Below are 26,750 nucleotides of genomic sequence, written 5' to 3' on the forward strand. Positions count from 1 at the left end.
CAAGACCTTCTGGCGCTGCAGCACATCCGCGAGTGCAGGGCTTTGCCCGACGTGGTGGCCGGGCGGATCGAAACGGCTATCGCGAAGTGCCGGAACATCTGGGCCAGCCTGCCCGGCGCCGGATACGGGCAGCGCGAACACCGCCTGGAGGATCTGCTGAAGCAGTACCGGCTGGCAGGTGGGGTGATGTCGTGACACCCGGGCAGATCCTGGCCGCGATCCTGCTGGCGATGACCGTCAGCGCCGCCGGCACCTGGCAGGTGCAGGACTGGCGGATGGGCAAGAAGCTCGCCGAGCAGGCCGGCCTGCACAAGGATGACCTGGCGGCGATTACCAATGCCGCCGCCGCCCAAGCACGCGCCGAGCAGGACAAACGCCTGGCCCTGGAGCAGCAGCTCGCCGGCCAGGACCAACAACACACCAGGGAATTATCCGATGCCCAACGCAACCAGGCTGTTCTGCGCGATCGCCTTGCCACTTCTGATGTCCGGCTGTCAGTCCTTCTCGACGCCGCGGATTCAGTCAGTGGCTGTAGCGTGCCTGCCACCCCCGGCACCGTCGGCGTGGTTCATGGAGCCGCGCGAGCCAAACTTGACTCAGCGCATGCTCAACGAATTCTCGCCATCACCGGTGACGGGGACCAAGGACTGATTGCGCTGCGGGCGTGCCAGGCTTATGTCAGGGCGATAGCTCGCTGACCGTCTGATCAGTCAGGAGTCATGAGGACGGCCAGGGTCAGCTTGATGAACTCTTCGTTCTCGTCGATTGTGTGCAGAGCGCCGCGCACGTTCTCGGCCACATCGGCGGAGCCACGCTGCTCGACCCAGTTCGAGATCTCCATTATGGAGGCTTCGAGGGCGAGTTGGTTTTCGTAGAGTTTTTCGAGCAGGGAAGGGAGCAGGTCTGAGTTCGGCATTGATGTTCCTCCGTGGAGTGAACAGGGTAGCAGGCAAATTATTTGGTTTGAGAAACTGGTCGGCAGGACGCCGTGGGAGGGGATAGATCTCGTACCACTTTTTGTACCAATGACCGTGTAAAGCAGGTCAAAACCGGGTACGCCAAAGTAAGCAAGTGCCCGGATTCATTGACTATTATTACTTTGCCTTACCCCTTTAGAATCGCGGTGTAATTCTGTTCCAGGGACATGAAACTACCTGTGGGATTTTCGCAAAGCGCAAGGGTACGGTGGCCGACCCATCGCTGCAAGCCTGACGATGGCACGGGTTACTCGTCGCGCCCTTCCAGCATGGTGCGCTTGAGCATCACATACACCGCGCCGGCGCCACCGTGGCGGGGCTGGCAGGAGGTAAAGCCGAGTACTTGGGCATGCTGGCGCAGCCAGGTGTTGACGTGGCTCTTGATCATCGGCCGCTTGCCGTCCAGGCGCACGGCCTTGCCGTGGGTGACGCGCACGCAGCGGATTTCGAACCGGGTGGCTTCGGCGAGGAAGGCCCAGAGGGTTTCCCGGGCTTTTTCCACGCTCATGCCGTGCAGGTCGAGGCTGCCTTCGAAGGGGATCTGGCCGGTCTTGAGCTTGCGTATCTGGCTTTCCTGCACGCCGTCGCGGGCCCACATCAGCTCGTCTTCGGGGCCGACGTCAATCACGAACTGGTCCGACAGACCGTCCACGGTGGTGGCGTCAGTGCGTACGGTCGCGGCCTGGCGCAGCTTGGCGATCTGCGCTCGGTCACTCTTGGGTTTGCCGGTGTCGGCGCGGTCGTGCTTGATCGGCTTGACGCCGCGCAGCTCGTTTTTGAACAGGGAAAAATCGTCGTCTTGCATGTCAGCCTCCGCGAGGGGCGGGCAGTTTACCTAAATCGCGGCGGCCGGGGCGCAGGAAACGCTATCCAAGCGCCATCAGTCGTGCTTTTTCATCAGGTGCGAGGCGATGTTCAGCGACAACGGCTGGCGCATCCGCCGCCGGCTGCGGCGCCATAACCACACGCCGAACCACAGCACCAGCAGGCCGCCCACCAACAGCATCGCCGAGCCGCCGGGGCTGGCATTCAGTTCGCCCAGCGCCGGGGAATGCCCCGACAAACCCGCGCCACCGGCGACCGCCAGCAGCACACCTATGATCGCCAGCAGCGCGGCAATGCCGGCTACCAGGCGCAGACGCCAGTTGCTCGGGCCCTTGGGGCGCAAGCGACGAGCATCAAAACCATCGGATATCTTCATTCCGACCTTTCCTCCAGGGTATCGGCCCTTCGACCGGAAGATACACAGGTTGTTCCGGCGCCAGAGGTAATTGCAGCAAATGACAGGCATTTGCGGATGAGCGGGGCCTCGAATCGGCCGCACCGCTCATTTCGGGGCAATCAGATCAGGTCTTTGGTCAAGGCGAGGGTGGCGAAGTTGTCGGCCATGATGGCCATTTCGGTTTGTTGCACGTGCTCGGCACTCAGGACACCGCCCTTGTAAGGCAGGTCGCGGGTGGCGCAGGCGTCTTCCACCAGGGTGCAGCGAAAGCCCAGGTTCTTGGCGGCGCGCACGGTGGTGCTGACGCTGGAGTGGCTCATGAAGCCGCAGACGATCAGGTCCAGGGAGCCGAGGTCCTGCAGGTGTTTTTCCAGGCCGGTGCCGTGGAACGCGCTGGGCAGCAGTTTACCGATGATGGTTTCGTTGCCCATTGGCTCCAGGCCGGGAATGAATTCGCCGCGCTCGCCTTGTGGGTCAAACAGGCCGCCGACGGTGCCCAGGTGGCGCACATGCACGATCGGGCGACCGGCGTTGCGCGCCGCAGCGACCAGTTGCTTGATATTGCCCACCGCCGCATCCATGCCCGCGAGGGCGAGTGGACCGCTGAGGTATTCCTTCTGGGCGTCGATGATCACGAGGGTCGCATGGCTGAGATTGGCCGCTGCATAACCTCGACCGCTGATTTGAAACATCGTCTTTGGAACGGACATTCTGGGGGCTCCTGTGAGGGGGGCTTTTGCGCCATTGTCCACTGGCTGAGCGGTTCTGTGAATCGCTTCCATCGTAAGCTACGCCGTTGCTGGCGTGCAGCCGTGTCAAGCGGTGCGGTTGTTTGACGCAATGATGGCAAATTGGATGAAATCCGACATACGGTTGAGGCTTTTCGCACGTCGTCGCTACAGACGAAGGCTGTTAGAATCGCCAGTCGTTTTTTCCAGGAGTCTGCCCCCGTGATCACTTCCCGCCTGCGCACCTTGCGCGACCATATCCGTTGGGCTGTCAGCCGTTTCCATGGGGAAGAGCTGTTTTTCGGGCACGGTACCGACAACGCCTGGGACGACGCCCGGCAATTGGTGCTCGGCGCCTTGCATCTGCCCTGGGAAATTGCCGACAGCTACCTGGATTGCAACCTGGAAGAAGAGGAAGTTTCCCACTTGCAACGGCTGCTGCACCGTCGCATTCATGAGCGGGTGCCGACAGCCTACTTGATTGGCGAAGCCTGGTTCTGTGGCATGTCGTTTATCGTCGACGAGCGCGTGCTGATCCCGCGTTCACCGATCAGCGAACTCATCGAAAGCCGCTTCGAACCCTGGCTGGCCCAGCCGCCGGCACGCATTCTCGACCTGTGTACCGGCTCCGGTTGCATCGGCATCGCCTGTGCCTACGAGTTCCAGGACGCCGAAGTGGTGTTGGGTGACGTGTCGTTCGAAGCGTTGGAAGTGGCCAATCAGAACATCGAGCGCCATGGCGTCGACGAGCGTGTGTATACCGTACAGGGCGACGGTTTTGACGGGCTGCCGGGTCAGCGCTTCGACTTGATCGTGTCGAACCCGCCGTATGTGGACGCCGAAGACTTCGCCGACATGCCGGACGAGTACCAGCACGAACCGGAACTGGGCCTGGCCTGCGGCGACGATGGCTTGAACCTGGTCCGGCGGATGCTCGCCGAAGCGGCGGACCACCTGACCGAGAAGGGCTTGTTGATCGTCGAAGTGGGTAACAGCCAGGTGCATGTCGAGGCGCTGTACCCGGAAGTCGACTTCGCCTGGCTGGAGTTCCAGCGCGGCGGGCACGGTGTGTTCATGCTCACGGCCGAGCAGTGCCGCAACCATCAGGCGGTATTCGCCGCCCGGGTTTAATCGACCGCTCTGACGTGTGGGAGGGGGCTTGCCCCCGATGAGGGCGTGTCAGTCACTGAATGCATTGACTGATGCACCGCTATCGGGAGCAAGCCCGCTCCCACATCACCGATGGGTGGCAATCCAGATCAACAACCCCGCCTGAAACACGGTAAACGCCACCAGACAGGTGATGGTGAAGCGTAGCCCGCTGTCCTCACGCTTGAACTTGGTGACCTTTTCCTCTTCCTTGCGCAGCTTCACTTCCTGCTCCGTAAGGTTCTGCTCGGCCTGTTGCAGCATTTGCGCGGCTTCGAGGATTTCCACGAACTGCACTTTCTCGGTGTTCCAGCTATCGAGCACGTCGCTGACCTTGCCGGGCTGCACGTTGCCCTTCAGATGCTGCACGTCGGCGTAGGCCACATCAAAGCCCTGGATACGCAGGAAGTGATCGCGGCGCAGGCGTGTGGCTTCGTTGAGGGCGTCCTTGTTGGCCAGGTCCACCCCGTCGACGCGGTAGTGCGACCACTTCTTCTTCGCCCACGCGGCGCCCTGAGCCACCAGGAAACGGCCGATGCCACGGTTGGCCGGTTCGATTTCCAGGCTGTTGCCCGGGCCGAAATGCACACGGTGTTTAGCGTGATCGACCCAGATATCCAGGTGATTCTGCTCGCGGCGCACCCGTTGGCCCGGCAACTGGATGACCATGCGCAACAGGCTGTGATGGTGGTCGTGGCGTTCGACATAGCCAAATTGCACAAACCGCAAGGGGCGTACCCCGGTGGAGCGGTCGGTGGGCAGGGGCGCCAGGCGCAGCATTTTGAAATGTTCGGCCTGTACGTCCGCCCACGGCAGGGGCGCCGCGTCGACGACCTCGGTGTGTTCCGCCGGGGTGTCGGCGGTAGGTTCTGGTGTTGCTTCGGTGTTAGTCATGCGGCGCGATCCTGTCCTAGCCCAGCCAGTCGACAGGCTTTTTGCTGTCGACTTTCGGCTTATCGGCCGTTTTTCCCAGTACTGGAGGCAATTAGTCGGTTAACGGGGCTGAAGTCCGTCGATAAAGCCAACCAGGCGGGTTTCCAGCTCGGCGGCGAGGGGCAATCGCGGGTCGTTGTAGGACGCCAACTGTTGCTTCACCTCCTTGGGCACGATACGCATCACATGGTTCATGCCTTCGATCACCGTCAGCTCGGCATCGGGCTTGGCGTCCTTCAATTGCCGCGCATCACCCACACCCACCTGGATATCGTTGGTGCCCTGGATGATCAGCGCGGGCATGCGCAGTCTGGCAAAGGCGGCCGACGGGTCGGCGCGAAACAGGCTGATCAGATACGGTTGCACACTGGGTCGGAAAATCCCTTCAAGCGGGCCAGGCACATCGGTATCCACTTGGCCGGCCTTGAGGTGATCGAGGATTTCATTGCTGCGCAACTGCAGGGCCGGGGGCAGGTGACCGGCCAGTTGCTGGCGGATCACCTGGTCGACCGGGCGGGCGCTGCCCGACAGGGAAATCACCCCGGCCGGGTCGAGTTGCGGTGCCGCCAGGGCGGCCACCAGCGCGCCTTCGCTATGGCCCAGGACGATCAGCGGGCCCATGCGCTTGTCGGTTTTGAGCAGCTTGCCCCAGGCCACGGCGTCGGCCACGTAGGCGTCGAGGGTCAGGTCGCGTTCGTCGGGCGTGGCGGCCAGGCTGGCCGCCACGCCGCGCTTGTCGTAGCGCACGCTGGCGATGTTATGCCGGGCCAGCACCCACGCCAGGCGCTTGAGACTGTCGTTGCGCGCGCCGTCGGCACTGTTGCCGTTGCGGTCGGTCGGGCCGGAGCCGGCAATGATCAGCACCACCGGCACCGGTTTGTCGGACTGCGGCAGCAGCAGCGAGCCGAACAGCTCGCCGCTGCCGGTGTCGAGGCTGATGGGCCGTTGCAACACCACGGGGGACGCGGCATGGGCTACGGCGGTGAACAGGGTGAGGGTAAACAGCAAAACTCGAAGCATCATCGGGCCATTATTCAGGAGGTGCCGGTTCGACCAACGTCTACCGGTAAGGTTTCGAGGATGAACTAGTCGGTTGGCCCGCGTATACTGGTGCGCTTGGTTATCACCGCTGAGTGATTACAACTGATTTCACGGAGCGCCCTGCATGTCCGGCAATACCTTCGGCAAGCTGTTCACTGTCACCACCGCGGGCGAAAGCCATGGCCCGGCGTTGGTCGCCATTGTCGACGGCTGCCCGCCCGGCCTCGAGCTGTCCCTGGAAGACCTGCAACGTGACCTCGACCGCCGCAAGCCCGGCACCAGCCGCCACACCACCCAGCGCCAGGAACCCGATGAAGTCGAGATCCTCTCCGGTGTGTTCGAAGGCCGCACCACCGGCTGCGCCATCGGCCTGTTGATCCGCAACACCGACCAGAAGTCCAAGGACTACTCGGCGATCAAGGACCTGTTCCGCCCGGCCCACGCCGACTACACCTACCACCACAAATACGGCGAGCGCGACTACCGTGGCGGCGGCCGCAGCTCGGCCCGCGAAACCGCGATGCGCGTGGCTGCCGGTGCCATCGCCAAGAAATACCTGGCGACCCAGGGCATCGTCGTCCGTGGCTACATGAGCCAGCTGGGCCCGATCGAAATCCCGTTCAAGACTTGGGACAGCGTCGACGACAACGCCTTTTTCAGCCCGGACCCGGACAAAGTGCCGGAGCTGGAAGCCTATATGGACCAGTTGCGCCGCGACCAGGATTCGGTCGGGGCGAAAATCACCGTGGTCGCCGAGGGCGTGAAACCGGGTCTTGGCGAGCCGATCTTCGACCGTCTGGACGCTGAGCTGGCCCACGCGCTGATGAGCATCAACGCCGTCAAAGGCGTGGAAATCGGCGCCGGGTTCGCCTGCGTGTCCCAGCGCGGCACCGAGCACCGCGACGAACTGACCCCGCAGGGTTTCCTCAGCAACAATGCAGGCGGCATCCTCGGCGGTATTTCCTCCGGCCAGCCGATCGTTGCGCACCTGGCGCTCAAGGCCACGTCGAGCATCACCACCCCGGGCCGTTCGATCGATGTACACGGCAACCCGGTGGACGTGATCACCAAGGGCCGTCACGACCCGTGCGTCGGCATCCGCGCCACGCCGATCGCCGAAGCGATGATGGCGATCGTGTTGATGGACCACCTGCTGCGCAACCGTGGGCAAAACGCCGATGTGCGCGTGAGTACTCCGGTACTGGGCCAGCTGTGACGGTGTGTGGCGCGCGAGCTTGCTCGCGCCTTGCCGCAAAGCGGCCCCTTGCATGACTCCAGCACTTCCGTACTGGCGACTCTCCAGCTTCTACCTCTTCTACTTCGCCCTGCTGGGGGCCACGGCGCCGTTCCTGGCGCTGTACTTCGATCACCTGGGGTTCTCCAGCGCGCGTATCGGCGAGCTGGTGGCCATCCCCATGCTGATGCGCTGCGTGGCTCCCAATCTGTGGGGCTGGCTGGGCGACTATACCGGCCGGCGCCTGGCCATCGTGCGTGTGGGCGCACTGTGTACGCTGGTGAGTTTTGCGTTGATTTTCGTCAGCAAGACCTATGCCTGGCTGGCCCTGGTCATGGCCCTGCATGCGTTTTTCTGGCATGCGGTGCTGCCGCAGTTTGAAGTGATCACCCTGGCCCATCTGCATAAGCAGACCTCGCGCTATAGCCAGATCCGCCTGTGGGGCTCCATCGGCTTCATCCTCACGGTGGTGATCATGGGCCGCCTGTTCGACTGGCTGAGCCTGGATATCTACCCGGTGGTGGTCGTGGTGATCATGGCCGGGATCATCGGTGCCAGCCTGTGGGTGCCGAATGCGCAGCCGGCGAACCACGGCCCCCGCCTGGCCGGCGAGGGCTTCCTCAAGCAGTTGCGCAGCCCCGGCGTCCTGGCGTTTTACGCCTGCGTGGCGTTGATGCAAATGAGCCATGGCCCGTATTACACCTTTCTCACCCTGCACCTGGAACACTTGGGCTACAGCCGTGGCGTGATCGGCATGCTGTGGGCCCTCGGGGTGGTGGCGGAAGTGTTGATGTTCCTGGGCATGAGCCGCATCCTCACGCGTTTCTCGGTGCGCCGGGTGCTGCTGGCGAGTTTCCTGTTGGCGGCGCTGCGCTGGTTGTTGCTGGGCGCGTTCGCGGAATTTTTCTGGGTGCTGCTGCTGGCGCAGGTGATGCACGCGGCTACCTTCGGCAGTTTTCATGCGGCGGCGATTGCCTTTGTGCAGCGCAGCTTCGGTGCGCGCCAGCAAGGTCAGGGCCAGGCGTTATACGCGGCCTTGGCCGGCACCGGCGGCGCGCTTGGCGCGCTGTACGCCGGTTACAGCTGGAACCTGTTGGGGCCGGCCCTGACCTTCAGTATCGCCAGCGTCGCGGCCCTGGCCGCCGCCCTTATCATCGGCTTTCGATTGCACGAGCAGAACCAAGGAACCGTCCTATGAGTTATGTAGCCGTTTACCACGTCGCCACACCGGATACACCGAACAAAGTCCTGACCCACTTCGACGATATCGCGTCGACCCTGGCCGAGCATGGCGTGCGATTCGAGCGCTGGCAGCCCGCCGTTATTGAAAAAGGCGCGGACGACGCCACCATGATCGCGGCGTATCAGCCACGGATCGACGCCCTCGGCTACGCCTGCGTCGAGGTGCTGCATGCTCCCGGCGACCCTGCGCAGAAGGCGGCATTGCGCGATCAGTTCCTTGCCGAACGGCGTTACAGCGAAGATGAAGCGCGCTTTTTCATCGCCGGCCAAGGCCTGTTTGCCTTGCACATTGGTGACTATGTGTACGGCGTGCGCTGTGAGAAAAATGACCTGCTGCTGATCCCGGCCGGCATGCCCCATTGGTTTGATATGGGCGAGCACCCACATTTCGTGACGCTGCGCCTGTCCCATGCGGCAGGCGGCGGGGTGCCTGAATTCAGCGGGGACGATATCGCCGCTGGTTTCCCTGGGTTGGATGACTAGGCTTAATCGACTTGAATCTTCAACCCCGACGAGTTGGAAGTTGTTGTGGGAAGAAGCTTATTTATCTGTAAGGCCTGGCTGTTTATCGCCGGCCTTACGCTTTGACGCGCTCCATTATGTAACTCTCTCCGGTCTTAATGTTTGTATCGCCTGTCAATAGGAGGAATCCGAAAGGCGATAAGCATCAGCCAACAATAAGGAGAGAAAGCGATGAGTGATCCAGAGGCGTCAGGTGCGCCGTTGAGCGTGCCCACCGATGTCAGAAAACGCTTGGCCTTGTCCGGCAAGCCCCTGACTCCGACCGAATTGGAGATCTTGCGCTGGGCCTCCGAAGGCAAGACCATCTGGGAAATCAGCCGGATTCGTGAAACGTCCCAAGCCGCAGTGAAATTCCACCTGCGTAACATCTATGGCAAGTTGCAAGTCAACAATCGTGTACAAGCGATGAATGAAGCCGCCCGATTGGGCCTGTCCTGAACCCATGAAAAAGGGCCGCGACGCTGGATGGCGTCGCGGCCCTTTTTTGTGTGTCTTAGGCCGAATGGTAAGTCGGCAGGGCAAAGCGGTTCTGGCTCTGCAGCATGGAAATCTGCGGCAGTTCGCTGGCTTGTTCGGCCAGGTCGCGGCGAATGGCACTGATCACCCAGGTAAGTTGATCGGCTGTGTGCAGTTGCTGGTAGGAGATCGAGCGCTTGACCTGCTTGCCTTCGCTGTTGCGCAGGGTCAGCAGGATACCGCCGTCCGGGCGTGGCTGAGTGGTGACGTCGTATTGGGAGAATACTGAGGCGAATTTATCTTGGATCAGGCTCATGTCTATCAGCTCCGTTGGCTCAAGTTGGCAAGCATGGAGTGATAGGTGCAGTGATTGTGCCATCTCGCGTTTTTATATAAAGTCTTTAAAAATCAATAACTTGTAAAAAGTCAGGATTTTTGATTTCGTGCAAATTGCATGAATGGCCATCATGCATCCTGCATTTTGCGCTACTCGATCCGGCCGGGCGGGCGCCTCGTCACTGATAGGGACTGCCGATGTGTCGCAAAATTCCCTGTGGGGCGGTTGCGGCTTCGGGATACAAAACATTTCAAATCCCGCGTGTACAGTCGAAGAACGGCTGGCGTATTTTCCCCTGAGCATTTGGCTTCCTGCCTGCAAAAAATGCCGGAGTTTCTGGCCCCGACGAAGAATAAGAAAAAGGACGTTCCTCCATGCGCCATCCGCAAAACGACATGATTACCTGGAGCATGCTGCTGCGTAAGGTGCCCGCCATCGTCCGCGCCTTGCCACGGGTGGTCCGCGGCATGCGTGCCGCGAATGTCACCGACCCCGCGCAGCCCTGTGGCCTGGGCTGGCATTTCGAGCAAGCCACCCTGCGCAACCCTGACGGCGCGGCGTTGTTGTACGGCGACAGCGTGCTCAGTTACCGCGATGCCAACCAGCGTGCGAACCGCATCGCCCACCACCTGCAGAGCCAGGGCATCCGCAAAGGCGATGTGGTGGCGCTGTTTATTGAAAATCGCCCCGAATTGCTGCTCAACGTGCTGGCCGTGGCCAAGCTGGGCGGCATCTGCGCCATGCTCAATACCTCGCAAACCCAGGCGGCGCTGGTACACAGCCTGAATCTGGTCAACCCGGTGGCGATTGTGGTGGGGGCGGAGTTGGTGGAGGCCTACACAGCGGTGCGCGATCAAGTGGCGATCGCGGCCGATCGCACCTGGTTTGTCGCGGATCAACCCGGCAGCGCGGTGCCTGCCGGCTATATCGACCTGATGGCGGCCAGCGCCGAGTGCGCGCTGGACAACCCGGCCAGTTCCCGGCAGATCTTTTTCAACGACCCGTGCTTCTATATCTATACCTCCGGCACCACGGGTTTGCCCAAGGCCGGCATCATGAAACATGGCCGCTGGACCAAAACCGCGGTCAGCTTCGCCAGCATCGCCCTCGACATGGGCCCCGCCGACGTCATGTATTGCACCTTGCCGCTGTACCACGCCACCGGCCTTTGCGTGTGCTGGGGCTCGGCGATCGTCGGCGCGTCGGGGTTCGCGATTCGCCGCAAATTCAGCGCCAGCCAGTTCTGGGGCGATGTGCGCAAGTTCAACGCGACCACCCTGGGTTATGTCGGTGAGCTGTGCCGTTACCTGCTCGACCAGCCGGCCAGCGCCCAGGACCGTGACAACCGGGTGATCAAGATGGTCGGCAATGGCCTGCGGCCCGGTGTATGGGCGCAGTTCAAGCAACGCTTTGGCGTCGAGCATATCTGTGAGCTGTATGCCGCGAGTGACGGCAATATCGGCTTCACCAATGTGTTGAATTTCGACAACACCATCGGCTTCTGCCTGCAGCGCTGGGCGCTGGTGGACTACGCCCACGACAGCGGTGAGCCGCTGCGTGGCGCCGATGGTTTCATGCGCAAGGTGCAAACGGGCGGGCAGGGCCTGTTGCTGGCGAGGATCGATGAAAAGGCCCCGTTCGACGGTTACACCGACCCGGAAAAGAACCGCAAGGTGGTGCTGACCGACGTGTTCGAAAAGGGCGACCGCTACTTCAATACCGGCGATCTGCTGCGCAGCATCGGTTTCGGCCATGCGCAATTTGTCGATCGCCTGGGCGACACCTATCGCTGGAAAGGCGAAAACGTTTCCACCACCGAGGTCGAGAACATCCTGTTGCAACACCCGCAGATCGCCGAGGTGGTGGCCTACGGTGTCGAGATCGAAAACACCAATGGCCGCGCCGGCATGGTCGCCATCACCCCCAGCGAATCCCTGGCCGCCCTGGATATGCGCGAGTTGCTGCAGTTCGCTCATGGCCAGTTGCCGCACTATGCGGTGCCGCTGTTCCTGCGGATCAAGATGAAGATGGAGACAACGGGCACGTTCAAATACCAGAAAGTACGGCTCAAGGAAGAAGCGTTCGACCCGGCCAAGGCCGGCAACGACCCGGTCTACGCCTGGCTGCCCGGTTCGGATTGCTATGTGCCGGTCACCGGGCAATTGTTGGCGCAGATCCAGGGCGGACAGTTCCGCTATTGATTCTGCCTATGGTGGCTGTTGACAAAAAAACCATGACAGTGGGGAACTCCCTCGCGACACTGGGCGCCTACTCTTCAGTACCCGAAGCCGCACCAGACAAGGAGCCCCCACATGTCAGACCATGCCAAACAAATGACCGAAGACGAAGCCGCCGAATTTGCCGAGCAGGTCTTCGACGTCGCGCGCAGAGGCGATGCCGCCTTGCTTGCCGCGCTGCTGGCCAAGGGCTTGCCAGCCAACCTGCGTAACCACAATGGCGACACCTTGCTGATGCTGGCCGCCTATCACGGCCACGCCGACGCGGTCAAAGTGCTGCTGGAGTTCAAGGCCGACCCACAGATCGCCAACGACAAGCATCAACTGCCGATCGCCGGCGCGGCGTTCAAGGGCAACTTGCCCGTGGTCAAGGCGCTGATCGAAGGCGGCGCGCCGGTTGATGCGTCGTCGTCCGACGGCCGCACGGCATTGATGATGGCCGCGATGTTCAACCGCGTCGAAATGGTCGACTACCTGCTCAGCCAGGGCGCCAACCCCAAGACTGCCGACGCCCAGGGCGCCACGGCATTGGCCGCGGCACAGACCATGGGCGCGGTGGATACGGCGGCGCAGTTGCAGAAACTGGTGTAGGCTACGCGCCCTCGAAAACCCGCCCGCCACAGGACCCCTTCATGAAAAACGCCCTCGTCGAACTCATCCGTAAAATCAGCGCCGGCGTCATGGGCGACGACGAGGTGGCGCGCATCGCCGAGGAAGCGGCGCAGGCCTACGCCGACCCGGTGGCCTTTCTGGCGGCGAACCCGGACATCAACTACGACGATACTTTCCCGATTCCGCTGGGCGAGTGGGTGGTGGTCGGCAGCCTGCCGGACACGGTGCTGTTCCAGGCCGACACCTATGGCGACTTGTTTGCGCAGATCGTTGCCTCGTTCGGCCCCGGCGTGGCGTTCAACCTCAAGCCCAAGCAACTGGCCAAGACCGAAGCCCTCACCGCGCTCAATCGCATCCAGATCCAGATGAGTGCGCTCAGCCCGCAAGACGGTGGTTATGTGTTGCTGAACTTCAGCCAGCCGCTGGATGACGAGATCCAGGCCGTGCTGGTGTACGGCAACGACCTGCCGCGCGTGCTGGAACTGTGCGCCGAAGTCGGCATCCACGGCGAACCGTCCCTGGAAGCCCTGCGGGTTGCGGTCCACGTCTGAAATAAAACGGAACCCCGGCCAGGGCTGGCTATCCTACAAGGGCATGCCCTCACTTAGGAGCGACACCATGGGTTCCACTTTCAACGGTCTGGTCGGGCTGATCATCCTCGCGCTGGATATCTGGGCGATCATCAATGTGTTCAAAAGCGGCGCGAGCACCGGTGCCAAGGTGTTGTGGATTCTGTTGATCCTGCTGCTGCCGGTCCTGGGCCTGATCATCTGGGCGATTGCCGGGCCGCGGGGCAACGTGCGGTTCTGAGCGCCAGCTTCACTCAAGCTGAAGCGGGCACGGAAAATGTGGGAGGGGGCTTGCCCCCGATAGCGGTGTATCAGTCGTTACGACAGTGACTGAACCACCGCTATCGGGGGCAAGCCCCCTCCCACAATGGTTTCAGCAAATGCCTTGATATTGTGTGTCGAAATATTCGCTGTACGAAATTTTCACATCTCATCCAAGACAATTCGCCGGCTTTATCTCCCTGCAACGGCTCTATCTCAAGCACCGCCAGTTGCAGGATTGCGGCACGTGTTCAGTAATTAATGGCGTTGCCGGCAGTGATCGGGCACCATTTGCGCCATCGCGTTTACCGCCTACCCCAGCCAGCCTGGGCGAGGGCCGGACGCCACTGCACTCTTTTTCGCAACTTAAACCTCCAATGGGTCCTGAAACGACATGGCAAACCCGGACGCCCTGAATCAGCAGCGAGCTTCTAATCGCCTGCTGCAACCGACCGTCAAATCCCATCTGGCATACACGCTGCTTTGTGCACTGGTCATGATGGTGATGTTCTCCCTGCTGCGCCTGGCGCTGCTGGCCTACAACCGCGAGATGATCCTCGACACACCGGCCTCGACCTTCCTGGAAGCGTTCGCCAACGGCCTGCGCCTGGACATTCGCCTGGTGGTGTACCTGACGATCCCCTTGCTGCTGTCACTGTTCAGCGTGCGGGCCATGGCCGCGCGGGGGTTCTTCCGTTTCTGGCTGACCCTTGCCTCCAGCATCGCGCTGTTCCTGGGCCTGATGGAGATGGACTTCTACCGCGAATTCCACCAGCGCCTCAACGGCCTGGTCTTCCAGTACGTGAAGGAAGACCCGAAAACCGTGATGAGCATGCTCTGGTACGGTTTCCCGGTGGTGCGCTATCTGCTGGCCTGGGCCGTCGGCACGCTGATTCTGAGCGTGGCCTTCAAGGGCGCCGACCGGGCGACGCGTCCACGCGGCCCGTTCAGCGGCGGCAGCATCGGCACCCGCCAGGTGGCGCCGTGGTATTCGCGCATCGCGGTGTTTGTGGTGTGCCTGCTGGTCGCCGTGGTCGCCGCTCGCGGCACCCTGCGCCAGGGCCCGCCGCTGCGTTGGGGTGACGTCTACACCACCGACTCGAACTTCGCCAACCAATTGGGCCTCAATGGCACGTTGTCGTTGATCGCCGCGGCCAAGTCGCGCTTCTCCGAAGAACGCACCAACATCTGGAAGGCCACCCTCGAACAACCACTGGCCACCCAGACCGTGCGCGACATGCTGGTGTTGCCGCAAGAGAAGCTGGTGGATACCGACACCGCCGCCGTGCGCCGTGATTTCACGCCACCGGCCGAGAAAACCCTGCCGATCAAGAACGTCGTGGTGATCCTGATGGAGAGCTTCGCCGGTCACTCGGTGGGCGCCCTGGGGCGTCCGGGCAATATCACGCCGTACTTCGACAAACTGTCCAAGGAAGGCCTGCTGTTCGACCGCTTCTTCTCCAACGGCACCCACACCCACCAGGGTATGTTTGCCACCATGGCGTGCTTCCCGAACTTGCCGGGTTTCGAATACCTGATGCAGACCCCGGAAGGCAGCCACAAGCTGTCGGGCCTGCCGCAGTTGCTCAGTGCGCGCAAGTTTGACGACGTGTATGTCTACAACGGCGACTTCGCCTGGGACAACCAGTCGGGTTTCTTCAGCAACCAGGGCATGACCAACTTCATCGGCCGCAACGACTTTGTCGACCCAGTGTTCTCCGACCCGACCTGGGGCGTGTCCGACCAGGACATGTTCAACCGTGGCCTGGAAGAACTGAAAGCGCGTGAAGGCGGCAAGCCGTTCTACGCCCTGCTGCAAACCCTGTCCAACCACACGCCGTATGCCTTGCCGACCCCGTTGCCGGTGGAGAAAGTCACCGACCGTGGCAGCCTCAACGAGCATTTGACGGCGATGCGCTACTCCGACTGGGCCCTCGGCCAGTTCTTTGAAAAGGCCCGCAAGGAGCCGTACTTCAAGGAAACCCTGTTTGTGATCGTGGGCGACCACGGTTTCGGCAACGAGCAGCAGATCACCGAGATGGACCTGGGCCGCTTCAACGTGCCGATGCTGATGATTGCTCCGGGCATGCAAGAGAAGTTCGGCGTGCGTGATCACACCGTGGGCACCCAGATCGACATCGTGCCGACCATCATGGGCCGTCTGGGTGGCGATACTCTGCACCAGTGCTGGGGGCGTGACCTGCTCAACCTGCCGGAAGGCGACAAGGGTTTCGGCGTGATCAAGCCTTCGGGCAGCGATCAGACCGTGGCGCTGGTCACCGGCGACCGCGTGCTGGTATTGCCTAAGGAAATGCCACCGAAGCTGTGGGAATACGAACTGGGCGCCGAGCCGACCGGTAAAGTGATCGCGGAATCGCCGGACGAGGCAGGGCTGAAACAGAAGCTCGAATCGTTCCTGCAGACCGCGACCAAAAGTTTGCTGGATAACACCGCCGGTGTTGTCGATGGCAAGCCGGACTGATTGACCGGCAATAAAAAAGAGGCCTTCATGAAGGCCTCTTTTTTTGTCCGGCGTTTATATCTTGCCGAGTAACAACAGCACCAGCAGCACCACCAGGACTACGCCGAGAATACCCGATGGACCATAACCCCAGCTACGGGAGTGTGGAAACACTGGCAAACCGCCGACCAGCAGGAGAATCAGGATGATGATTAAAATGAGGCTCATAATTGTATTTCCTTATAGGCCTTCTGCAAGGACCGGTTGTTTAAAGTTAGGCCCGTGGGTTTAATCGCGGACGCCTTAATAACTCCGACTGTGCCGCTTCGCAGAAAATTCCGTGTTTTTTTAAAGCATTTCGAAGACCTGCTTATTTCTTTTAATGCGTCGCTGAATGCCTGCGCTTAGTTGAAAAAAATTGAACTTAGGGCGTGCCGTGGTATCCGACCCGGCCCGTGGTTTGCTCGGGGCATTCATCAATTGGATGGTGCGTGGGTGTAGGAAAAACCTTCGCTACACTGCCGATCACTTCTTCTGTGAACCACAAGGCTATTTTCCTATGCAAAATCGCATGATGATCACCGGTGCCGGGTCCGGCCTGGGTCGCGAAATCGCGCTGCGCTGGGCCCGCGAGGGTTGGCAGTTGGCCTTGTCGGATGTCAGCGAGCCAGGCTTGCAAGAGACTCTCAGGTTGGTGCGCGAGGCGGGTGGCGATGGGTTTGTCCAACGCTGCGACGTGCGCGACTACAGCCAGCTCACCGCCTTTGCCCAGGCCTGCGAGGTCAAGCTGGGCGGGATCGATGTGATCGTCAACAATGCCGGCGTGGCCTCCGGCGGGTTCTTCGCCGAACTGTCGCTGGAAGACTGGGACTGGCAGATCGCAATCAACCTGATGGGCGTGGTCAAGGGCTGCAAGGCCTTTCTGCCGCTGCTGGAAAAGAGCAAGGGCCGCATCATCAACATCGCCTCGATGGCGGCGCTGATGCAAGGGCCGGCCATGAGCAACTACAACGTGGCCAAGGCGGGCGTGGTGGCGTTGTCGGAGAGCCTGCTGGTGGAACTCAAACAACAGGAAATCGGGGTTCACGTGGTGTGCCCGTCGTTCTTCCAGACCAACCTGTTGGACTCGTTCCGTGGGCCGACCCCGGCGATGAAGGCGCAGGTGGGCAAGCTGCTGGAAAGCTCGCCGATCTCGGCGGCGGATATCGCCGATTACATCTATCAGCGGGTGGCCGAGGGCGAGTTCATGATCCTGCCCCACGAACAAGGGCGGATGGCTTGGGCATTGAAGCAGAAAAACCCGCAGTTGCTGTATGACGAGATGACCGTGATGGCCGACAAAATGCGCGCCAAGGCCCAGGCGATTAAAGGCTGAGCGGGGCACGGTCGTAAATCTCGGAGCGGGGCTCGGCGCAAAAAAATCATGTGGTCTGTCAGGCAAGTTACCTACCGTTGTAGGTGGTGCCTGATTTGACCGCAAGCCGTTGCTGAGCATCACCCAAGCGCGCAAGGTCGGGGTCCTGTCACTCGAAAAGGACAACCGCCATGCTGGTCTTAAGCCGCACCGTAGGCGAAATCATTTCCATCGGCGATGACATCGCCTTGCACATCCTCGAACTCAACGGTTCCCAGGTGAAGTTCGGGGTTCAAGCCCCGGCCGAGGTGTCGGTCCACCGCGCCGAGGTGTACCAGAAGATCGTCGAACGCCAGGACACCGCCAGCCATCCGCTGCCCAATCCCTGAACTGCACCTTCAGTCGAACAGGTGCTTGGGCACGTCGTGCTTGAGCATCAACTGGCATTGCTCGCTGTCGGGGTCGAAGACGATCAATGCCTGGCCCTTGGTCAGTGCCTGGCGCACGCGCAGTACGCGGGTTTCCAGGGGCGTGTCGTCGCCATTGTCGGTGCCGTCGCGGGTCACGAAGTCTTCGATGAGGCGGGTCAGGGTGTCGACTTCAAGTGCGTCGTAGGGAATCAGCATACAAGCCTCTGGGGTTAAGTCCCGGCGATGCTACTGCGCCGGGACCGTTGTTGCCAGTGTCAGGACTTCTGGCCGACCAGGCTGTCCACCGACGGCACGCGGGTATCGCTCTCCATTTGGGTCTCGTGTTCGATCTGATGACTGAACCGATCCAGTGACCCTTGCGCTGGTTGTGCGTCGCTGGCGAACACCGGCGGGCTGAGAATGTAAGCGCTCAACAACCGGCTGAGGGCCGCGAGGCTGTCGATGTGGGTGCGCTCGTAGCCGTGGGTCGCATCGCACCCGAACGCCAGCAGGGCGGTGCGGATGTCGTGGCCGGCGGTGACCGCCGAGTGTGCGTCGCTGAAGTAATAACGAAACAGATCGCGGCGCACCGGCAGGTCATTATCCGCCGCCAGGCGCAGCAGGTGGCGTGACAGGTGATAGTCATACGGCCCGCCGGAATCCTGCATCGCCACACTGACCGCGTGTTCGCTGGAGTGCTGGCCGGGGGCGACCGGGGCGATGTCGATGCCGACGAACTCGCTGACGTCCCAGGGCAGGGCGGCGGCCGCGCCACTGCCGGTTTCCTCGGTGATGGTGAACAGCGGGTGACAGTCGATCAGCAAGGGTTCGCCGCTGTCGATGATCGCCTTGAGGGCGGCGAGCAGCGCGGCGACACCGGCTTTGTCGTCGAGGTGACGCGCGCTGATATGCCCGCTCTCGGTGAACTCGGGCAGCGGGTCGAACGCCACATAGTCACCGATGCCGATCCCCAGGGAATCGCAATCGGCGCGGGTGGCGCAGTACGCGTCCAGGCGCAGTTCGACATGGTCCCAACTCACCGGCATTTCATCCACGGCGGTGTTGAACGCATGCCCGGAGGCCATCAGCGGCAACACGCTGCCACGGATCACGCCGTTGTCGGTGAACAGGCTGACGCGGCTGCCCTCGGCGAAGCGGCTCGACCAGCAGCCCACCGGAGCGAGGGTCAGGCGGCCGTTGTCCTTGATCGCGCGCACGGCGGCGCCGATGGTGTCCAGGTGCGCCGACACTGCGCGGTCGGGGCTGTTTTTCTGGCCCTTGAGGGTGGCGCGGATGGTGCCGCGGCGCGTCATTTCAAAGGGGATGCCCAGTTCTTCGAGGCGTTCGGCGACGTAGCGCACGATGGTGTCGGTAAACCCGGTCGGGCTGGGAATGGCGAGCATTTCCAGCAGCACTTTTTGCAGGTAGTTGAGGTCCGGTTCGGGAATGGTTCGGGTCATGGAAACTCCTGATGGGTTGAGGGCATCGATGGTTTCGATGAGGGTGGAGCGGCGCCGGCCCAGGCAACACTTCGTTCAGGCGCTGGGCTGACTGTGCGGAAACAACAAATCGACAAACCGTTCTGCCGTTGGCTGCGGTTCATGATTGGCCAGCCCGGCCCGTTCGTTGGCTTCGATAAACACGTACTCCGGTTGATCGGCGGCCGACACCATCAGGTCGAGGCCGACCATCGGGATGTCGAGGGCACGCGCGGCGCGCACGGCGGCGTCGACCAGCGTCGGATGGAGGATCCCGGTGACGTCTTCCAGGCAGCCGCCGGTGTGCAGGTTGGCGGTGCGGCGCACGGCCAATTGCACGCCACGGGGCAGGATGCTGGAGTAGTCATGACCGGCCGCGTGCAGGGTGCGTTCGGTTTCGGCGTCCAGCGGGATTTTGCTTTCGCCGTCGGTGGCGGCCTGGCGTCGGCGGCTTTGCGCCTCGATCAGGGCGCGGATGGAATGCTGGCCGTCGCCGACCACTTCGGCCGGGCGGCGGATCGCCGCGGCGACCACCTCGAAGCCGATCACCAGGATGCGCAGGTCCAGGCCTTCGTGGAAGCTTTCGAGCAAGACCCGGCTGTCGAACTGACGCGCTGCTTCAATCGCCTGTTGCACCTCTTCGATGGTCTGCAGGTCCACCGCCACGCCCTGGCCCTGTTCACCATCCAGCGGTTTGACCACGATGCGCTGGTGTTGGTCGAGGAACTCCAGGTTGTCGTCGGCGCTGCCCGCCCGCTGTTGCGCCGGTAGTTTCAACCCGGCGCCCTTGAGCACCTTGTGGGTCAGGCTTTTGTCCTGGCACAGGGTCATGCTGATGGCGCTGGTCAGGTCGCTCAACGATTCACGGCAGCGCACGCGGCGCCCGCCATGGCTGAGGGTGAACAGGCCGGCATCGGCGTCGTCTACCTGCACGTCGATGCCACGGCGATGGGCTTCTTCGACGATGATCCGCGCGTAAGGGTTGAACCCCGCCTGCGGGCCCGGGCCGAGGAACAGCGGCTGGTTGATGCCGTTCTTGCGCTTGATCGCAAAGGTGGCCAGGGCGCGAAAGCCGAGCTTGGCGTAGAGGCTCTTGGCCTGGCGGTTGTCGTGCAGCACCGACAGGTCCAGGTAGCTCAGGCCACGGCTCATGAAGTGTTCCACCAGGTGGCGCACCAGCACTTCGCCGACGCCGGGGCGCGTGCAGTGCGGGTCGACCGCCAGGCACCACAGGCTGCAACCGTGTTCCGGGTCGTGGAAGGCTTTCTGATGGTTGAGGCCCATCACGCTGCCGATCACCGCGCCGCTGTCTTCGTCCTCGGCCAGCCAATACACCGGGCCGCCCGCGTGGCGGGGCGTCAGGCGCTCGGCGTCGACCGGCAGCATGCCGCGTCCCTGGTAGAGCTGGTTGACCGCCTGCCAATCGGCCGCGGTCTGGACGCGTCGAATACGGAAGCCACGAAACACGCGGGTCGACGGACGATAGTCAGAGAACCACAGGCGCAAGGTGTCGGACGGGTCGAGGAACAGTTGCTGCGGATCGATCCCGAGGATCTGCTGGGGCGCCGCCACGTACAGTGCGATGTCGCGCTCGCCGGCCTGCTCGTTGAGCAGTTCCTCGGCCAGGCTGGCCGGGTCGGGAAACGTGTGGCCGATCAACAACCGGCCCCAGCCGCAATGCACCGCGATCGGCTCGGCGGCCAGTGGGCTGCCGTCTTCGGCCAGGCGCGCTTGCAGGCGCTCGTAGGTCGGCGCCTGGCCTTTGAGCAAGCGTTGGCTGTAAGCCGCTGCGAGAGGTTTCATCGATCAGATTCCTTGTTCGCTGAGCCACAGGTTCAGCGCCGCCAGTTGCCACAGCTTGGAGCCGCGCAGCGGGGTGAGTTGACCGTGTGGGTCGGTGAGCAAGCGGTCGAGCATGGCCGGATTGAACAGGCCGCGGTCCTGGCTCGGGTCCAGCAGCAACTCGCGGACCCAGTTCAGGGTATCGCCCTGCAAATGCTTGAGGCCGGGCACCGGGAAGTAACCTTTCTTGCGGTCGATGACTTCACTCGGGATGACCCGACGCGCCGCCTCTTTGAGGACCTGCTTGCCGCCATCGGGCAATTTGAATTTGCCCGGTACGCGGGCCGACAGTTCCACCAGGCGGTAGTCGAGAAACGGTGTGCGCGCTTCCAGGCCCCAGGCCATGGTCATGTTGTCGACGCGCTTGACCGGGTCGTCGACCAGCATCACCGTGCTGTCCAGGCGCAGCGCCTTGTCCACGGCGGCATCGGCGCCCGGCATTGCGAAATGCTCGCGCACGAAGTCGCCGGCGGCGTCATTGGCGGTCAGCCATTTCGGCGCGACGGTGGCCGCGTAGTCGTCATGGCTGCGATCGAAAAACGCCTCGCGGTACGCCGCATACGGGTCGCTGGCGCCGTCCACTTGCGGGTACCAGTGGTAACCGGCGAACAACTCGTCGGCGCCCTGGCCGCTCTGCACCACTTTGCAGTGCTTGGCCACTTCCCGCGAGAGCAGGTAAAAGGCGATGCAATCGTGGCTGACCATCGGCTCGCTCATGGCGCGGAACGCCGCTGGCAATTGCTCGATGATCTCGCCCTCGGCGATGCGCAGTTGGTGGTGCCGGGTGCCGTAGTGCTTGGCGATCAGGTCCGAGTACTGAAACTCGTCGCCGCGTTCGCCGCCGGCGTCTTCAAAGCCGATGGAGAAGGTCGACAGGTCCTGCACGCCGACCTCGCGCAGCAAGCCGACGAGCAGGCTCGAATCGACGCCGCCGGACAGCAGCACGCCGACATCCACCGCGGCGCGTTGGCGGATCGCCACGGCTGCGCGGGTGCTGTCGAGTACGCGGTCGGTCCAGTCTTCGAGGGTCAGGTGCTGCTCATCCTCACGCGGGCCGTAAGGCAGGGTCCACCAGGTTTTCTGCTCGGTGTTGCCGTGGGCGTCGATACGCATCCAACTGGCCGGCGGCAGTTTCTCGATGCCGGCCAGCAGCGTGCGCGGCGCGGGCACCACGGCGTGGAAGTTCAGGTAATGGTTGAGCGCCACCGGATCGAGCACCGGGTTGATATCGCCGCCCTTGAGCAGGGCCGGCAATGTCGAGGCAAAGCGCAGGCGCTGGCCGGTGCGCGACAGGTACAAAGGTTTCACGCCGAGACGGTCACGGGCGATGAACAGCCGCTGGGCATCGCGCTCCCAGATCGCAAACGCAAACATGCCGTTGAGCTTGGGCAGCAGGGCTTCGCCCCAGGCGTGATAGCCCTTGAGCAGCACTTCGGTGTCGCCGCCGGAATAGAAGGCGTAACCCAGGGCTTCGAGCTCCTGGCGCAGTTCCGGGAAGTTATAGATCGCGCCGTTGAAGGCCAGGGACAACCCCAGCTGCGCATCGACCATCGGTTGGGCAGAGCCGTCCGACAGGTCCATGATTTTCAGGCGTCGATGGCCCAGGGCAATCGGCCCCTGGGCGTGGAAGCCCCAGGCGTCGGGGCCGCGTGGGGCCAAGTGATGGGTGATGCGCTCAATCGCAGCCAGGTCGGCAGGTTGGGCATCGAAACGTAGTTCTCCAGCTAATCCGCACATAAATTCCTTACCGGTTTTTCCGTTGGGGAGGGGTCAATACTCAATACGCCCAAAAGGCGCGTACCCAGAAACTGACACACGGCTATCAGTGGAGTTTTAGATCAATCTGTTATAAGGCAAACCGCCTTGACTGTTCGGGCGTGAGCCTGCGCAGCGTGTGGCGGCGGATTTGCGGGTGGTAAATAGGCTTGGCAAATATACAAGTTTTGCGCGGTTTGCCGTTGTGGACCGGCTGTTTGAAGAGGGCCAACAGTGTGTCGCTCGGGCGCTTGACCGCGCCGTTGTTATGACCCGCCGGTGCCGCGAATCAACGCGCGCACGGCGAATCGATTGGGGTGGCAGGCGTCGGCCACGCTTCTGGGCAGCGGCAGGGGTTCATCGTCCAGCCAGGCCGCCAGCAGTTCGGCGCACAGCGGCGCGGTCACCAGGCCGCGTGAGCCGTGGCCGCTGTTGATGTACACACCGTCGAGCCACGGGCACTCGGCCTCGGGGGGCTGACGGGCGTCCTTGCGCAGCGCGGCGTAGGCCTGGTCGAAGAGGGCGCGATCGGCCAGCGGCCCGATAATCGGCAGGTAGTCCGGGCTGGTGCAGCGGAACCCGGCGCGGCCTTCGAGCTGATCGGCGGCCAGTGTGTCGGCGTGCAAGCGGTGGGCCAGGTCGACGGAGATTTCCTGCAGCATCTCCAGGTTGCCGACATGCTCGGCGACTGTCGGCGTCAGGTCGTCACTCTTGAAGTCGAAGCTGGCGCCCAGGGTGTGCTCGCCGAGGCGCGCCGGAGCCACGTAGCCCTCGGCACAGACCACGGTGGCCAGCGCCTGGCTGTCTGGGGTTTGCGCCAGGCGGGTGATTTGCCCGCGAATGCGCTTGAGGGGCAGCTCGGCGCTGAACGGGAACCGCTTGATCTCGGCCGCGCCGGCCAGCACCACCACCGTGGCGCTGGCCAGCAGGGTGTCGCCGGCCAGGGCTTGCCATTGCCCGTCGACCCGTTGCAACTCAAGGGCCTCGTGATGCGTCAGCACGTTGATCAACGGGTGCCGGGCTTGCCATTCGCATAAGGCCGGCGGGTGTACCCAGCCCCCTTCGGGGAAAAACAGCCCGCCGTGTTCCAGCGCCACCCCGGCGCGCGCTTGAGCCTGGGCCTGGTCCAACGGCTGCAGCAGGCCGGGCGCAAACGCCGCGGCCAGCTGTGCCTGGCGCTCGGCTTCCTTGGCGTTGAACGCCAGTTGCAGCACGCCGCAACCGTCCCAGTCGACGCCCCGGTGCAGGTGTTCGAGCAGGCGCCGGGTGTGGCCGAACCCGCTCAAAATCAATTGCGAAAGGGCCGTGCCATGGGCCGACAACTTGAGGTACAGCACCCCTTGCGGGTTGCCCGAGGCTTCCTCGGCCAGGCGGGCATGGCGTTCCAGCAGGCTGACGTTCCAGCCGCGCGCGGCGAGGCTGGCCGCCGTGGTGCAGCCGGCCAGGCCGCCGCCGATCACCAGGGCGCTGCGTTCGCCGTGCAGCGGCGCCGGGCGGGCGAACCACGGTTTACCTGCGGCAGGCAACGGCGTCTCGGCCGGCCAGCCGAGGAATTCACCGCGCAGGATTTCCCATTTATGCCCGATGCCCGGCGTGCGCTTCATCTTGAACCCGGCGGCATTGATCAGGCGTCGTACCCAGCCGGTGCTGGTGAAGGTGCTGATGGTCGACCCCGGGGCCGCCAGGCGCGCCAGTTCGGCAAACAGCTCGGCGGTCCACATGTCGGGGTTCTTCGCCGGGGCGAAACCGTCGAGAAACCACGCGTCGATTTGCGCATCCAACTGTGGCAACTGCTCCAGCGCATCGCCGATCAGCAGGGTCAAGGTCACACGGCCGTTATCCAGCACCAGGCGCTGGAAGCCTGGGTGGATGGCGATGTACTGCGCCAGCAATTGCGCGGCGAACGGCTGCAGTTCCGGCCAGAGGAGTAGGGCGCGTTGCAGGTCGGCGTGGCTCAGCGGGTATTTTTCCACGCTGACAAAATGCAGGCGCGCGCCGGCCACCGCGTGTTGTTCGAACAACTGCCAGGCGCAGAGAAAATTCAGCCCGGTGCCGAACCCGGTTTCGCCGATCACCAGGCGTCCGCCCGCCGGCAAGGCGGCAAACCGTGCCTGCAAACGGTTCTGTTCGAGGAACACATAGCGCGTTTCTTCAAGGCCCGACTGGTCGGAAAAGTACACATCGTCGAAGACCCGCGAATGCGGGCGACCTTGGTCATCCCAGTCGAGCTGGGCGTGGGTTACAGGGTTCATGGGCGACTCGGCAAAGGCAAGGTGGCCATTCTAGCCGATCAACCGGCAATGAATTGACCCACGGCAAGCGCACGTGGAATTTCCTCCCGCGTGTTGCTGCTCAATCCGCTAGTCTTGAGCGATCTTGAAACGGAGCTGCTCATGTTCGAATCCGCTGAAATCGGTCATGCCATCGACAAAGACACTTACGACACCGAAGTACCGGCCCTGCGCGAAGCCTTGCTGGAAGTGCAGTTCGAGCTGCAACAGCAGAAGCGTTTCCCGGTGATCATCCTGATCAACGGCGTCGAAGGTGCCGGCAAGGGCGAGACGGTCAAACTGCTCAACGAATGGATGGACCCGCGTCTGATCGAAGTGCGTACCTTCGACCAGCAGACCGACGAAGAACTGGCCCATCCGCCCGCCTGGCGTTACTGGCGGCAGTTGCCCGCAAAAGGCCGCATGGGGGTGTTCTTCGGCAACTGGTACAGCCAGATGCTGCAAAGCCGGGTGCAGGGCGAAATCAAGGACGCCCGGCTCGACCAGGGCATCGCCGGCGCCGAACGCCTGGAGAAGATGTTCTGCGACGAAGGCGCGGTGATCTTCAAGTTCTGGTTTCACCTGTCCAAGAAACAGATGAAGGCGCGGCTCAAGGCCCTGGCCGACGACCCGCTGCACAGTTGGCGGATCAGCCCGCTGGACTGGCAGCAGTCCAAGACCTACGACAAGTTCGTCCACTTCGGCGAACGTGTGCTGCGTCGCACCAGCCGCGACTACGCGCCCTGGCATGTGATCGAAGGGGTCGACAGCAATTACCGCAGCCTCACCGTCGGCAAGATTCTGCTCGAGGGCCTGCAAAACGCCCTGAGGCAACCCAAGGGCAAAGTCAGCGGGATGAACCCGGCGCCGTTGCCGGCGGCCGTGGACCAAGTGAGCCTGCTCAACAGTCTCGACATGACCCTGAGCCTGGAAAAAGAAGACTACGAAGAGCAGTTGATCACCGAGCAGGCGCGTCTTTCCGGCCTGATGCGGGATAAGCGCATGCGCAAGCACGCGTTGATCACGGTATTCGAAGGCAACGATGCGGCCGGCAAAGGGGGCGCGATCCGCCGGGTCGCCGCGGCCCTCGACCCTCGCCAGTACCGCATCGTGCCGATCGCCGCGCCCACCGAAGACGAGCGCGCCCAGCCTTACCTGTGGCGTTTCTGGCGGCAGATTCCGGCACGGGGCATGTTCACCGTGTTTGACCGCTCCTGGTACGGCCGCGTGCTGGTGGAGCGCATCGAAGGCTTCTGCACCCCGATGGACTCGATGCGCGCCTATGGCGAGATCAATGATTTCGAAGAGCAACTGCGCGATGCCGGAGTGATCGTGGTCAAGTTCTGGCTGGCCATCGACAAGCAGACCCAACTGGAGCGCTTCCAGGCCCGCGAAGCGATCCCGTTCAAACGCTTCAAGATCACCGACGACGACTGGCGCAACCGCGAGAAGTGGGACGAATACCGTGCCGCCGTGGGCGATATGGTCGACCGCACCAGCACCGAGGTCTCGCCGTGGACCCTGGTCGAAGCCAATGACAAGCGCTGGGCGCGGGTCAAGGTGTTGCGCACTATCAACCTGGCGTTGGAGGAGGCGTTCGCCCAGTCCGACAAGCACGACCAGAAAGGCAAGAAGAAGTAGGCCTATAGGCGGGGTGAAT

The 26,750-nt window shown here is 62.6% G+C and carries 27 protein-coding genes and 1 pseudogene; 15 read left to right on the forward strand and 13 right to left on the reverse strand.

Annotated elements, in window-relative coordinates:
• Both ACP7E3_RS30790 and ACP7E3_RS30795 read left to right on the forward strand, forming a co-directional pair.
• Positions 1-195 (forward strand): annotated as a pseudogene (locus tag ACP7E3_RS30790) (lysozyme); the annotation flags it as partial.
• Positions 192-698: a lysis system i-spanin subunit Rz gene (locus ACP7E3_RS30795; RefSeq protein WP_426125394.1), complete on the forward strand. Its 507-nt coding sequence runs from the start codon at positions 192-194 to the stop codon at positions 696-698. The pseudogene ACP7E3_RS30790 and the gene ACP7E3_RS30795, both read left to right, overlap by 4 nt.
• An 8-nt stretch (positions 699-706) precedes the next feature.
• On the opposite strand, the gene ACP7E3_RS30800 is transcribed toward ACP7E3_RS30795, so the two are convergent.
• The 4 genes from ACP7E3_RS30800 to ACP7E3_RS30815 all read right to left on the reverse strand — a co-directional run bounded on the left by ACP7E3_RS30800 (position 707) and on the right by ACP7E3_RS30815 (position 2,909).
• The gene (locus tag ACP7E3_RS30800) at positions 707-916 is read right to left on the reverse strand and encodes a hypothetical protein (RefSeq protein ID WP_177030566.1); all 210 of its coding nucleotides are present in this window, start codon (positions 914-916) and stop codon (positions 707-709) included.
• A 308-nt stretch (positions 917-1,224) separates the two neighbouring features.
• Complete coding sequence (locus tag ACP7E3_RS30805; protein WP_017845840.1) at positions 1,225-1,782, reverse strand: Smr/MutS family protein; 558 nt, start codon at positions 1,780-1,782, stop codon at positions 1,225-1,227.
• A 75-nt stretch (positions 1,783-1,857) separates the two neighbouring features.
• Entirely contained in the window at positions 1,858-2,178 is a 321-nt protein-coding gene (locus ACP7E3_RS30810) for a hypothetical protein (protein ID WP_046382569.1), read from the reverse strand.
• A gap of 140 nt (positions 2,179-2,318) precedes the next feature.
• On the reverse strand, positions 2,319-2,909 hold the full coding sequence (locus ACP7E3_RS30815) for a cysteine hydrolase family protein (protein WP_026139885.1): 591 nt from the start codon (positions 2,907-2,909) through the stop codon (positions 2,319-2,321).
• Positions 2,910-3,149: 240 nt separating this feature from the next.
• Between ACP7E3_RS30815 and prmB the strand changes: the two genes are divergently transcribed.
• Positions 3,150-4,058, forward strand: coding sequence for a 50S ribosomal protein L3 N(5)-glutamine methyltransferase (gene prmB, locus ACP7E3_RS30820; RefSeq protein ID WP_057003896.1), 909 nt, complete (start codon positions 3,150-3,152; stop codon positions 4,056-4,058).
• 105 nt (positions 4,059-4,163) lie between these two features.
• Here the strand turns inward: prmB and ACP7E3_RS30825 are convergent, their stop codons facing one another.
• Complete coding sequence (locus ACP7E3_RS30825) at positions 4,164-4,970, reverse strand: hypothetical protein (RefSeq protein ID WP_017845844.1); 807 nt, start codon at positions 4,968-4,970, stop codon at positions 4,164-4,166.
• A 99-nt stretch (positions 4,971-5,069) separates the two neighbouring features.
• Positions 5,070-6,032 carry an alpha/beta hydrolase gene (locus ACP7E3_RS30830; RefSeq protein ID WP_169865539.1) on the reverse strand — a complete coding sequence of 321 codons (963 nt, stop codon included), beginning with the start codon at positions 6,030-6,032 and terminating at the stop codon, positions 5,070-5,072.
• Positions 6,033-6,174: 142 nt separating this feature from the next.
• Here ACP7E3_RS30830 and aroC point away from each other — a divergent pair, with 142 nt between their 5' ends.
• The 4 genes from aroC to ACP7E3_RS30850 all read left to right on the forward strand — a co-directional run bounded on the left by aroC (position 6,175) and on the right by ACP7E3_RS30850 (position 9,486).
• Positions 6,175-7,266 (forward strand): chorismate synthase, encoded by a 1,092-nt coding sequence (aroC, locus tag ACP7E3_RS30835; RefSeq protein ID WP_046382572.1) that lies wholly within the window; start codon positions 6,175-6,177, stop codon positions 7,264-7,266.
• 52 nt (positions 7,267-7,318) lie between these two features.
• Positions 7,319-8,482 (forward strand): MFS transporter, encoded by a 1,164-nt coding sequence (locus ACP7E3_RS30840; protein ID WP_017845847.1) that lies wholly within the window; start codon positions 7,319-7,321, stop codon positions 8,480-8,482.
• The gene (locus ACP7E3_RS30845) at positions 8,479-9,009 is read left to right on the forward strand and encodes an acireductone dioxygenase (protein WP_017845848.1); all 531 of its coding nucleotides are present in this window, start codon (positions 8,479-8,481) and stop codon (positions 9,007-9,009) included. Before ACP7E3_RS30840 ends, ACP7E3_RS30845 begins: the two co-directional genes overlap by 4 nt.
• A gap of 210 nt (positions 9,010-9,219) precedes the next feature.
• On the forward strand, positions 9,220-9,486 hold the full coding sequence (locus tag ACP7E3_RS30850; protein WP_046382574.1) for a response regulator transcription factor: 267 nt from the start codon (positions 9,220-9,222) through the stop codon (positions 9,484-9,486).
• Between the two features lie 55 nt (positions 9,487-9,541).
• Here the strand turns inward: ACP7E3_RS30850 and ACP7E3_RS30855 are convergent, their stop codons facing one another.
• Positions 9,542-9,820, reverse strand: a complete 279-nt coding sequence (locus ACP7E3_RS30855) for a DUF3509 domain-containing protein (RefSeq protein ID WP_016970113.1) — start codon at positions 9,818-9,820, stop codon at positions 9,542-9,544.
• Positions 9,821-10,215: 395 nt separating this feature from the next.
• On the opposite strand from ACP7E3_RS30855, the gene ACP7E3_RS30860 reads away from it, so the two are divergent.
• The 5 genes from ACP7E3_RS30860 (at position 10,216) to ACP7E3_RS30880 (ending at position 16,002) form a co-directional block, all read left to right on the forward strand.
• On the forward strand, positions 10,216-12,042 hold the full coding sequence (locus ACP7E3_RS30860) for a long-chain-acyl-CoA synthetase (protein ID WP_177029982.1): 1,827 nt from the start codon (positions 10,216-10,218) through the stop codon (positions 12,040-12,042).
• Between the two features lie 111 nt (positions 12,043-12,153).
• Positions 12,154-12,669 carry an ankyrin repeat domain-containing protein gene (locus tag ACP7E3_RS30865; RefSeq protein WP_017845853.1) on the forward strand — a complete coding sequence of 172 codons (516 nt, stop codon included), beginning with the start codon at positions 12,154-12,156 and terminating at the stop codon, positions 12,667-12,669.
• Positions 12,670-12,710: 41 nt separating this feature from the next.
• A complete protein-coding gene (locus tag ACP7E3_RS30870; RefSeq protein WP_017845854.1) occupies positions 12,711-13,241 on the forward strand; it encodes a hypothetical protein in 531 nt (176 codons plus the stop codon).
• A 67-nt stretch (positions 13,242-13,308) separates the two neighbouring features.
• Positions 13,309-13,500: a PLDc N-terminal domain-containing protein gene (locus ACP7E3_RS30875; RefSeq protein WP_010567448.1), complete on the forward strand. Its 192-nt coding sequence runs from the start codon at positions 13,309-13,311 to the stop codon at positions 13,498-13,500.
• A 414-nt stretch (positions 13,501-13,914) separates the two neighbouring features.
• Positions 13,915-16,002 carry an LTA synthase family protein gene (locus ACP7E3_RS30880; RefSeq protein WP_046382577.1) on the forward strand — a complete coding sequence of 696 codons (2,088 nt, stop codon included), beginning with the start codon at positions 13,915-13,917 and terminating at the stop codon, positions 16,000-16,002.
• Between the two features lie 54 nt (positions 16,003-16,056).
• On the opposite strand, the gene ACP7E3_RS30885 is transcribed toward ACP7E3_RS30880, so the two are convergent.
• Positions 16,057-16,209: a DUF3309 family protein gene (locus tag ACP7E3_RS30885; protein ID WP_010208879.1), complete on the reverse strand. Its 153-nt coding sequence runs from the start codon at positions 16,207-16,209 to the stop codon at positions 16,057-16,059.
• Between the two features lie 331 nt (positions 16,210-16,540).
• Here ACP7E3_RS30885 and ACP7E3_RS30890 point away from each other — a divergent pair, with 331 nt between their 5' ends.
• The gene (locus ACP7E3_RS30890) at positions 16,541-17,356 is read left to right on the forward strand and encodes an SDR family oxidoreductase (RefSeq protein WP_046382578.1); all 816 of its coding nucleotides are present in this window, start codon (positions 16,541-16,543) and stop codon (positions 17,354-17,356) included.
• Between the two features lie 170 nt (positions 17,357-17,526).
• A complete protein-coding gene (gene csrA, locus ACP7E3_RS30895) occupies positions 17,527-17,724 on the forward strand; it encodes a carbon storage regulator CsrA (RefSeq protein ID WP_017845857.1) in 198 nt (65 codons plus the stop codon).
• A 9-nt stretch (positions 17,725-17,733) separates the two neighbouring features.
• Here the strand turns inward: csrA and ACP7E3_RS30900 are convergent, their stop codons facing one another.
• From ACP7E3_RS30900 to mnmC, 5 genes are all read right to left on the reverse strand, one after another.
• Entirely contained in the window at positions 17,734-17,961 is a 228-nt protein-coding gene (locus ACP7E3_RS30900; protein ID WP_003236706.1) for a YheU family protein, read from the reverse strand.
• Positions 17,962-18,020: 59 nt separating this feature from the next.
• Positions 18,021-19,205, reverse strand: a complete 1,185-nt coding sequence (locus ACP7E3_RS30905; protein WP_046382579.1) for an osmoprotectant NAGGN system M42 family peptidase — start codon at positions 19,203-19,205, stop codon at positions 18,021-18,023.
• Positions 19,206-19,280: 75 nt separating this feature from the next.
• Entirely contained in the window at positions 19,281-21,026 is a 1,746-nt protein-coding gene (gene ngg, locus ACP7E3_RS30910; protein WP_426125404.1) for an N-acetylglutaminylglutamine synthetase, read from the reverse strand.
• Positions 21,027-21,029: 3 nt separating this feature from the next.
• The gene (locus ACP7E3_RS30915; RefSeq protein ID WP_046483954.1) at positions 21,030-22,802 is read right to left on the reverse strand and encodes an N-acetylglutaminylglutamine amidotransferase; all 1,773 of its coding nucleotides are present in this window, start codon (positions 22,800-22,802) and stop codon (positions 21,030-21,032) included.
• 284 nt (positions 22,803-23,086) lie between these two features.
• A complete protein-coding gene (gene mnmC, locus ACP7E3_RS30920; protein WP_426125406.1) occupies positions 23,087-25,072 on the reverse strand; it encodes a bifunctional tRNA (5-methylaminomethyl-2-thiouridine)(34)-methyltransferase MnmD/FAD-dependent 5-carboxymethylaminomethyl-2-thiouridine(34) oxidoreductase MnmC in 1,986 nt (661 codons plus the stop codon).
• Positions 25,073-25,213: 141 nt separating this feature from the next.
• On the opposite strand from mnmC, the gene pap reads away from it, so the two are divergent.
• A complete protein-coding gene (gene pap / locus ACP7E3_RS30925; protein ID WP_046382583.1) occupies positions 25,214-26,731 on the forward strand; it encodes a polyphosphate:AMP phosphotransferase in 1,518 nt (505 codons plus the stop codon).
• The last annotated feature ends 19 nt before the right edge of the window (positions 26,732-26,750 follow it).

The organism is Pseudomonas sp. PSPC2-3, from assembly GCF_049898265.1.
In the GTDB taxonomy this organism is placed as follows: domain Bacteria; phylum Pseudomonadota; class Gammaproteobacteria; order Pseudomonadales; family Pseudomonadaceae; genus Aquipseudomonas; species Aquipseudomonas veronii.

What these genes read in the sequence shown, in the direction of transcription:
- ACP7E3_RS30800 (WP_177030566.1), bottom strand. Translation starts at nt 916, where the DNA reads ATGCCGAACTCAGACCTGCTCCCTTCCCTGCTCGAAAAACTCTACGAA.
- ACP7E3_RS30805 (WP_017845840.1), bottom strand. Translation starts at nt 1,782, where the DNA reads ATGCAAGACGACGATTTTTCCCTGTTCAAAAACGAGCTGCGCGGCGTC.
- ACP7E3_RS30810 (WP_046382569.1), bottom strand. Translation starts at nt 2,178, where the DNA reads ATGAAGATATCCGATGGTTTTGATGCTCGTCGCTTGCGCCCCAAGGGC.
- ACP7E3_RS30815 (WP_026139885.1), bottom strand. Translation starts at nt 2,909, where the DNA reads ATGTCCGTTCCAAAGACGATGTTTCAAATCAGCGGTCGAGGTTATGCA.
- ACP7E3_RS30825 (WP_017845844.1), bottom strand. Translation starts at nt 4,970, where the DNA reads ATGACTAACACCGAAGCAACACCAGAACCTACCGCCGACACCCCGGCG.
- ACP7E3_RS30830 (WP_169865539.1), bottom strand. Translation starts at nt 6,032, where the DNA reads ATGATGCTTCGAGTTTTGCTGTTTACCCTCACCCTGTTCACCGCCGTA.
- aroC (WP_046382572.1), top strand. Translation starts at nt 6,175, where the DNA reads ATGTCCGGCAATACCTTCGGCAAGCTGTTCACTGTCACCACCGCGGGC.
- ACP7E3_RS30840 (WP_017845847.1), top strand. Translation starts at nt 7,319, where the DNA reads ATGACTCCAGCACTTCCGTACTGGCGACTCTCCAGCTTCTACCTCTTC.
- ACP7E3_RS30845 (WP_017845848.1), top strand. Translation starts at nt 8,479, where the DNA reads ATGAGTTATGTAGCCGTTTACCACGTCGCCACACCGGATACACCGAAC.
- ACP7E3_RS30850 (WP_046382574.1), top strand. Translation starts at nt 9,220, where the DNA reads ATGAGTGATCCAGAGGCGTCAGGTGCGCCGTTGAGCGTGCCCACCGAT.
- ACP7E3_RS30855 (WP_016970113.1), bottom strand. Translation starts at nt 9,820, where the DNA reads ATGAGCCTGATCCAAGATAAATTCGCCTCAGTATTCTCCCAATACGAC.
- ACP7E3_RS30860 (WP_177029982.1), top strand. Translation starts at nt 10,216, where the DNA reads ATGCGCCATCCGCAAAACGACATGATTACCTGGAGCATGCTGCTGCGT.
- ACP7E3_RS30865 (WP_017845853.1), top strand. Translation starts at nt 12,154, where the DNA reads ATGTCAGACCATGCCAAACAAATGACCGAAGACGAAGCCGCCGAATTT.
- ACP7E3_RS30870 (WP_017845854.1), top strand. Translation starts at nt 12,711, where the DNA reads ATGAAAAACGCCCTCGTCGAACTCATCCGTAAAATCAGCGCCGGCGTC.
- ACP7E3_RS30875 (WP_010567448.1), top strand. Translation starts at nt 13,309, where the DNA reads ATGGGTTCCACTTTCAACGGTCTGGTCGGGCTGATCATCCTCGCGCTG.
- ACP7E3_RS30880 (WP_046382577.1), top strand. Translation starts at nt 13,915, where the DNA reads ATGGCAAACCCGGACGCCCTGAATCAGCAGCGAGCTTCTAATCGCCTG.
- ACP7E3_RS30885 (WP_010208879.1), bottom strand. Translation starts at nt 16,209, where the DNA reads ATGAGCCTCATTTTAATCATCATCCTGATTCTCCTGCTGGTCGGCGGT.
- ACP7E3_RS30890 (WP_046382578.1), top strand. Translation starts at nt 16,541, where the DNA reads ATGCAAAATCGCATGATGATCACCGGTGCCGGGTCCGGCCTGGGTCGC.
- csrA (WP_017845857.1), top strand. Translation starts at nt 17,527, where the DNA reads ATGCTGGTCTTAAGCCGCACCGTAGGCGAAATCATTTCCATCGGCGAT.
- ACP7E3_RS30900 (WP_003236706.1), bottom strand. Translation starts at nt 17,961, where the DNA reads ATGCTGATTCCCTACGACGCACTTGAAGTCGACACCCTGACCCGCCTC.
- ACP7E3_RS30905 (WP_046382579.1), bottom strand. Translation starts at nt 19,205, where the DNA reads ATGACCCGAACCATTCCCGAACCGGACCTCAACTACCTGCAAAAAGTG.
- ngg (WP_426125404.1), bottom strand. Translation starts at nt 21,026, where the DNA reads ATGAAACCTCTCGCAGCGGCTTACAGCCAACGCTTGCTCAAAGGCCAG.
- ACP7E3_RS30915 (WP_046483954.1), bottom strand. Translation starts at nt 22,802, where the DNA reads ATGTGCGGATTAGCTGGAGAACTACGTTTCGATGCCCAACCTGCCGAC.
- mnmC (WP_426125406.1), bottom strand. Translation starts at nt 25,072, where the DNA reads ATGAACCCTGTAACCCACGCCCAGCTCGACTGGGATGACCAAGGTCGC.
- pap (WP_046382583.1), top strand. Translation starts at nt 25,214, where the DNA reads ATGTTCGAATCCGCTGAAATCGGTCATGCCATCGACAAAGACACTTAC.